General features: G+C 58.8%; 8 protein-coding genes and 2 pseudogenes. 5 read left to right on the top strand and 5 right to left on the bottom strand.

Going from position 1 to position 7,098, the window contains the following annotated elements:
* Positions 1-325: pseudogene (locus tag AC13C8_RS00115) on the top strand (type IV secretory system conjugative DNA transfer family protein); the annotation flags it as partial.
* A 153-nt stretch (positions 326-478) separates the two neighbouring features.
* Here the strand turns inward: AC13C8_RS00115 and AC13C8_RS00120 are convergent.
* Positions 479-985 carry a PIN domain-containing protein gene (locus AC13C8_RS00120; RefSeq protein WP_037240062.1) on the bottom strand — a complete coding sequence of 169 codons (507 nt, stop codon included), beginning with the start codon at positions 983-985 and terminating at the stop codon, positions 479-481.
* On the bottom strand, positions 982-2,103 hold the full coding sequence (locus tag AC13C8_RS00125) for an ImmA/IrrE family metallo-endopeptidase (protein ID WP_482845990.1): 1,122 nt from the start codon (positions 2,101-2,103) through the stop codon (positions 982-984). The genes AC13C8_RS00120 and AC13C8_RS00125 overlap by 4 nt, the downstream gene beginning before the upstream one ends.
* A gap of 66 nt (positions 2,104-2,169) precedes the next feature.
* Here AC13C8_RS00125 and AC13C8_RS00130 point away from each other — a divergent pair, with 66 nt between their 5' ends.
* The 4 genes from AC13C8_RS00130 to AC13C8_RS00145 are packed head-to-tail and all read left to right on the top strand — an operon-like array spanning position 2,170 to position 5,115.
* Positions 2,170-2,394, top strand: coding sequence for a DUF2188 domain-containing protein (locus tag AC13C8_RS00130; protein ID WP_009815559.1), 225 nt, complete (start codon positions 2,170-2,172; stop codon positions 2,392-2,394).
* A 14-nt stretch (positions 2,395-2,408) separates the two neighbouring features.
* Positions 2,409-3,446: a CBASS cGAMP-activated phospholipase gene (locus tag AC13C8_RS00135; protein WP_482845991.1), complete on the top strand. Its 1,038-nt coding sequence runs from the start codon at positions 2,409-2,411 to the stop codon at positions 3,444-3,446.
* Entirely contained in the window at positions 3,443-4,642 is a 1,200-nt protein-coding gene (locus AC13C8_RS00140) for a nucleotidyltransferase domain-containing protein (protein WP_482845992.1), read from the top strand. The genes AC13C8_RS00135 and AC13C8_RS00140 overlap by 4 nt, the downstream gene beginning before the upstream one ends.
* Positions 4,642-5,115 (top strand): type II CBASS E2 protein, encoded by a 474-nt coding sequence (locus tag AC13C8_RS00145; RefSeq protein WP_102888814.1) that lies wholly within the window; start codon positions 4,642-4,644, stop codon positions 5,113-5,115. The genes AC13C8_RS00140 and AC13C8_RS00145 overlap by 1 nt, the downstream gene beginning before the upstream one ends.
* Before the next feature lie 136 nt (positions 5,116-5,251).
* Here AC13C8_RS00145 and AC13C8_RS00150 read toward each other — a convergent pair whose 3' ends face one another.
* The 3 genes and pseudogenes from AC13C8_RS00150 to AC13C8_RS00160 all read right to left on the bottom strand — a co-directional run.
* The gene (locus AC13C8_RS00150; RefSeq protein ID WP_482845993.1) at positions 5,252-6,331 is read right to left on the bottom strand and encodes a TrbL/VirB6 family protein; all 1,080 of its coding nucleotides are present in this window, start codon (positions 6,329-6,331) and stop codon (positions 5,252-5,254) included.
* A gap of 407 nt (positions 6,332-6,738) precedes the next feature.
* Entirely contained in the window at positions 6,739-6,927 is a 189-nt protein-coding gene (locus AC13C8_RS00155; RefSeq protein ID WP_009820227.1) for a hypothetical protein, read from the bottom strand.
* Positions 6,924-7,098, bottom strand: a pseudogene (locus AC13C8_RS00160) (type II secretion system protein E); the annotation flags it as partial. The gene AC13C8_RS00155 and the pseudogene AC13C8_RS00160, both read right to left, overlap by 4 nt.

Below are 7,098 nucleotides of genomic sequence, written 5' to 3' on the forward strand. Positions count from 1 at the left end.
GCCGCTGAGTGTGCGCGCCATGCCGATGACGCCGCCGTCGGATGGGCCAGGGGGAACAGAAGCCGATGTGGAGAGGGCAAGCCAGGCTGGCGATGGTCAACCGTCAGGCCAAGCCGACGCCGCTCCAAAGAAGACCGCGCCCGTCGTTCACGCCGTTATCGCCGAGGAACAGCGACAGATGGAGATGGATTTTGGAAGCAAGGTCGTGGATGCTGACGCTGCGAGCGTCGTTGATGAGGCGCAGATGCGCTCCGCTGTCGATGGCTTGGACGAAATGGAAGCGATGCTGCGAGAGGAGGATGGTGAAAGGCTGGTTGCGCGATAGGGTGGCGGGCATGGCGACCTGCCCGTAGCTTCCGTAACGCTGAATGTAACAAACGGTGTTTTTTTGCCAAAAAGAGGGTTTGGCTTGCACGACCGTTCGATCTCTCGCTGGGAACGTCGTGGGCAGGGTCCAGCCATCTCCACCTTGTTCAGATTATGCCCCCAGACGGCGCAGCCGCTTGTCGATCTCGGCAGGAGGCAGGAAGACCGCCTCATCCGCCCGCCAGATTTGCAGTGCGGAAACAAGAAGCTCGACCTCGCAGACTTCGGCGGCGTGCAACTCGTCTATGATCCACAGGACGCCATGAACGCGCACAGCGCGGGCGGTGGCGACTTTGCGCAGAAGATTGTCGCCGGTCAGGAGGATGCCGTTTTCCTGGCAGGTTGTCGTGACCAGAGCGAAGCAGTCATAGGCTGACAGACGGCTGTGCTCACGCTTGAGCGCAACCACCTGCGCGACTTCCTCGGCTGGCAGGTCATAGGTGGCAAGGCCACCATCTTCGAGCATCCGCCATTCCTGAGCCGTGAAGTCGAGAAGCTCCTCTTCACGAATGGGCAGGGGCACGATGAAGCGATAGGGCAGCCGCAGCAGGACGTGCAGCAACTCTCCCTTCTTCAAGTCGATAAGACAGGACGCATCATTGACGACAACACAGGTCACTGGTCACGAGGCCCCCTGATGTCGCGTTCGACAACGCTCAAGGGGAGTCCGAGCATTTGCGCCGCCCGCACGGGGGAAATCATCTCCTCGCCGAGCGCGCGCCAGACGAGGCGCTCGAAGCGCTGCGGCTTCTCGAAAGCCGCGAAGCCCTCGCCTGGACCGATAGGCTCCGGCTCCTCGCGCCGCCAGCTTCGCGCATAGGTCTTGAACGCATATTCCACAGCACTCTTCGATAGGATGTCCACCTGGCCGAGCCGCACGAGCATCGCGGCGGCAGAGACGCCATAGGTGCGCTTGAGCCGCATGATCTCTATCCAGGTCATGCCGTGACGGTTTCGGCCAGCTTCCTCTTCCAGATGCTCACGCGGAATGAGGAACGCCCCCGCGAAGCGGTGCATCGAGGGTTCCTTTTTCAGTGCGGCATTGCCGGTTTCGGTGATGATCCGGTGCGCGAGTTCGTGGGCGAGGTTAAAACGCTTGCGTTCGACATTGGTGTGCCGCGAGACGACGATCACCTCAGTCGGTGCGCCCTCCGCCCGTTCGACATGACAGGCCAGCCCGTTGATGCGTTCCGGGAGATCGGCCTCGATGACCTTGAGTCCCTTGTCTTCGAGCAGCGCGGTCATACTCGGGATCGGGTCGATCCCGAGCTGCCACTCGCGCCGCACGTCCCGCGCCTTGGCGTCGAGGGCCTCTTCATCGGCCACCATGTCCACGCGCAGCACGGCGAAGGGGTCTTCAGCGGGGTGCATGTCGAGGATGTCCTCGATGGCAAGATAGTCTTCGAGCTTCTCGATCACAATGGATTCCGCCATCGCGCGATCCTGCGCCGAGGCGGTTGAGTTCTTTCGCCACTCGACGCTTTCCAGAGCTTCGACCTGACCGCCGAGCAGGAAGTCCAGTGACACGCCGAGCGCCTTGCCGAGGCCGACCAGCACCGACGAAGACGGCATCATCTTGTCCGCCTCGTATTTGCTGATGGCCTGTGCCGACACGTTTGGGGTTACGCGCTCCGCGAGCGCTTGCATGGATAGACCCGCCCGCTTGCGGGCAAGTCGCAGTCTTTGTCCGAACATGATCCTCTCCCGGCGGTTATTGTTGTGGTTGATAAACGCCATTTCTTACTGTATATTTAAACACAAGGTTGTCGCATCGTCAACCGAAATCGACACGCGAGGCTTGAAATGTCTAAGAAAAATCAGCATGTTGTGCCGCATGAAAGCGGTTGGGCAGTGAAGGGGGCGGGTAACTCCCGTGCGTCTTCCGTCCACGGCACGCAGCGCGAGGCCATCACGGCCGCGCGGGAATCCGCCATTCGTCAGGGCAGCGAGATGCTGATCCACGGCGAGAACGGTCGCATCCGCGAGCGCAACACCTATGGCAAGGACCCGTATCCGCCGAAAGGCTGAAGGGCATAAGCGGAATGGATGTCAGGATGAGCAACGGTGGGAACAACAGGCAGATACGTCGCATCCTCTCCATCGACGGGGGCGGGATTAAGGGCACGATGCCCGCTGCATTCCTCGCGGGGCTCGAGGAAGATCTGGGCCAGCCCATTGGGCGCTATTTCGATCTCATCGCGGGCACATCGACGGGTGGCATCATCGCACTCGGCCTTGGCCTCGGCCGCACGGCAAAGGAACTGCTCGAGCTTTACGAGCGTCGCGGGCCTGTCATCTTCGGTCAGGACAATGCGGATGATGAACCGCTGGGGAGGATACGGCAGGCATGGCGCAACCTCACCGCCACAGGTCGGCACGCAGTCGGTCCAAAGCACGATGCGGCAATTCTTACCCGTGAACTCAAGGCCGTTCTCAACAACGATCTGATCGGGCAATCACAGACCCGGTTGGTGATCCCGGCGTGGGATGCCGATCTCCGCAGCCCTTATATCTACAAGACCGCGCATCACACACGCCTGCAAACCGATTATCGCAAGACTGCGCTGGATGCCGCCCTGGCTACGGCAGCGGCACCTACGTATTTCAAGCGACATCGCACTGCTGATGATATTGGCCTAACCGATGGCGGGACATGGGCCAACAATCCCACAGCCATTGCTGTCGTCGAAGCCATCACTCTTCTGGGGTGGCATCCGTCAGACCTGCGCATTCTGAGCCTGGGGTGTCTGGACGAAGTCTACATGCTGCCCGAAAGTCCAGGGTTTGCCGGACTCGGCCTCAAAGTCCTCAACCTTTACGCGGATGGGCAATCACATGGCGCCCTCGGCATGGCAAAACTTCTGACGGGACACCCTTACGATGGGGATCGCATCTACCGCATTTCGCCGTCTGTCCCGAGCGGGTTTTTTACCTTGGATGACACCACGAAGATCGGCCGCCTCAAGGGCCTCGGTATGTCAGAAGCCCGAAAAGCAAAGCCCCACCTGACCCCGATCTTTTTCACCCAGCCTGCCGATACCTTCGTGCCGGTCTATCAACTCAAGGAGAAAGCGGCATGAATCAGATGTTGCGACAGCCGCTGACCGACAGTGATATTCGGCGGCGCACGCAGATATTCACCATCCTGGACGAGATAGGCGAGGATCTGGACCTCACCGAAACCCAGTTTGATCGTGCGCGCCAGAGCTATGGTGCCGTCGGAGACTGGCTGTCCGGTTCAACTGATCCCCTACTCGTCAGTGTTCTGGTCTATCTCCAAGGGTCCAATGCGCTTGGAACGGCCGTGAAGCCAATCGGGCGGCGGGAATTCGATGTCGATCTGATCTGCTTTTGTGCAGGTATCGCGTCCGGCATCTCACCAGCGACCCTGAAGGCGGCGGTTGGAAACCGGCTCAAGGAACACGCCACCTATGTGCGCCTTCTCGAAGAAAAAAAGCGTTGTTGGCGTCTCAACTATGCGGGGGACTTCCACCTCGACCTATCCCCGACGATAGCAAACCCGGTCTGCGGCAACCGGGGCGAATTGGTGCCCGACCGGGCTCTGAAGGAATGGCATCCGACAAACCCGCGGGCCTACAAGACCCTGTTCGATGAGCGCGCCGCACTCCGGCCTACCTTTGTGGGCAAGTTTATCGCCATGCAACGGGACGAGGCGACGGTGGAGCCGTTCCCCGTCCGAGAAGCAGTGAAAGGCATCCTGCGCCGCATCGTGCAATTGCTCAAACGGCACCGCGACGTTTTTTATCAGAACAACACGCAAGACGTGGCCCCGATTTCCGTTATCATTACCACCCTTGCGATGCAGTCCTATGCCTATTGCGTGCGCAACCACGTCTTCCATGACGAAATGGATCTGTTGGTCGAAACGATCCGGATGATGCCGCACTTCATCGACCGCCCGATTCTGGACGGACGGCGGGGCTATGCCATCCTGAACGAGACAACCAACGGGGAAAACTTCGCCGACAATTGGAACAAGGATGAACGCCGGGCACCAGCGTTCTATGCGTGGCACGCACAAGCTCTGTCCGACTTTGAAGTCCTTCGCGATGCTGTTGGTCAGGACCGTGTGTCATTGAACATGGAGCGTTCGTTCGGTTCCGGTGTCACCGGACGGGTTCTCGGCAACCGCGTCAATGCGGTGTCGGATGGTCGCAAATCGGGTCTGCTTTCTGTCGCACCTGTGGTCGGGCTGACGACATCGAAGGTCGCAGCATCAACGACCGTGCCCACAAATACGTTCTTCGGTGATTGATGATAGGACGAGGCGGGCAATACGACCTGACCTTGTCGCAGCAGCTGCTGTTCCTGAAGGCAAGCCCGGCTATCAGTGGTGTGGGGCAGGTCCGCGCAAACAAATTGACATGGCAAGAGCCTATACAACCGACCGCCTTGGCGCGCTCCTACCTTGCCACTATCACGTTTCAGCCGGGTCAAACGCCCGGTGTTCAGATAGACGACCCGGATCTGGAGTTGCTGGCGGCAGGGCGTCCTTTGCCTCACGTCTACAGAGATCCGCTGCGCCTTTGTCTTTATCTTCCAGGTGCCAGGGAATGGGACGCGCGGAAGCGGATCGACCAAACCATCATTCCGTGGACTTACCTTTGGCTCTATTATTTCGAAGATTGGCTTTGGTCAGACGACTGGAAAGGTGAAGGGCAACACCCCGGCGAAGAGCCTGAGCCAGTTGGCAATCGGGCGATGCGCAGGGCCGTGGCACGGTGCTAAAATTGTCGATGCCGCCTGTGGCAGAAACGGTCGTGTTTGGCCACGTGCCTTGTGTCGCGAGGGATCAACCGTTTAGCAATGACAAAAACCCGCGGCGAAACCTTTGCAGTTTTGGCAAGTTTTTGGCACCTGGCTGTCACCGCCTGCCCAACCTACCAAGTCTTGAAAGCTGTGCTAGCATTCGGGCGCCTGTTCCGGTTGCGTCACCCGGACGAGCCGCAGTTGGCCCTCCAGCAGTATTTGGCCGGCTCGGCAAGGCTTGCACGCCGAAGAATTGTCGCGCTCGAAGGGCTGCGTATTCAGCCCCAGTTGCGCCACCGATGGCATAGCGATTGTAAACTTGTTGGCTACCTGCAAGCCCTCTGGCGAAGGCATAGCTTCCCCCGAACCCGGCCGAGAGTGCCGGCATCATGATGTTTCCAGAAATCGCCCGGACCAAGAAAGGCGTTGCTATGATGAAACCCTTTGCCATCAGCACCATCATGAAAAATGGGATAAGGGCCCCTATGTTCGAGGCTCCCTCCGGGTCGCCAAGCTCGGCAAGAAGCGCCCGAGAGACCCCCGTGATCGTCGCGAACACTCCGGCGACGACGATCGGATACATCGCGAATGAAATGAGCGCGGATAACCAGCGCGCGAAATAATCCTTGGTCACCTCGAACAGGGTCAAGAAGATCATCACTGGCGCAATGCCAATTAGCAGAGCGATCATGAGCCGGGACGCCACAACAATAAACGCCGCCAACCCGCCAAGAATCGAGAGCAGCAGAACCCCAAGTGTGTCAAGCAAGGCACCCGCCATCCAGTTCAGCTCAGATCCCGCAGCATTCAGATAGTCCCCGAGCGCTGCAATCAGTTCGTCAAATTCCTCTGCAAAGGTACCGGACGAACCAGGTGATCCGCCGCCGACAGAAGCCACAAGGGCGCCGGCAATGCTGTCAATTCCGTTCAGTATTGCTGAGGCAAGCGCATTGAACTGGACCCAGTTGGCCGCGAAGACCCCTATAAGTCCGACCTTCACGGCCAGCCAAAAGGCAGTTCGGCCGTCCATGGCGCGATACTGGTAGATCATGTTGATGAAGACCAGAATGACAACCAGTGTTGTGCCCAGAACCAGCAACGTGCCGACCGTTGCGGCGACCGCGCCGAATTGCGTCTCGGCAGCGGTATTGAGATAGCCTTCAGCGGTTTCCACGAAATAGGTGACGACACTCATGGAGACCTACCCGTTTCCGGTGGCTTCGCAGATAGGCATGGCTTCGCGTCGAAGCTCATTTGCTTGGCGTCGGTATTCGGACGTCGCTTCGACAACGTCCCAGTATTTAGATGAAGCATAGCGCTCTGTGTAGAAGCGTACGGCGTCCTCCCAAGTTGGATACCGTGTGGGACAGTCGCAGTTTTGCGAGTCTACGACGCGCTCCATGCTTTGAGCCCGATATATCTGTTGGATCAAAAGGCGCTTATAGGATTCGCGCACATTGATGTTCTGCATCCACTTCGGCTCAGGTGGCTGGTCTGGGCAAACATTTGGGTGGTTGTCGAGCGTCGGGATCAGGTTCCGCTCGGCTACGCCAGCAGTTGTGCCAAAGATCAAGAGCAGGCCAGCGACTGCAATAGCCCGTGTCATTCCGATGCCGCCTTCATTGTACCAGTCTCACGCTTCAAGAAAGTGGTGTAGCCGTAGTCGCCGGCTTCGGCGGTGATAACCTCCCACCCTTCCGCGCCGCGCTCATTCAAAGCACGTCGCACCTCGTCGTAGTCCTTTTGCTTCTTCACCGGAAAGAACAGGATGTCATATTCAAAGGTTTTCATGGGGAAGTTCCAATCTCAGTTGCGCCGGGCAGGTAGAATTCGGTGATGCCGCGTTTGCCGTCATGGCGACCGGCCTGGATGATCACATCGATGGAATTTTCGATGTACTGGATCATGTCGGCATAGGTCATCGGGATTTCGGTCTTGAGTGCCGCGATCGCGAGCCGCTGC

It is taken from the genome of Aliiroseovarius sp. B-4, from assembly GCF_056857795.1.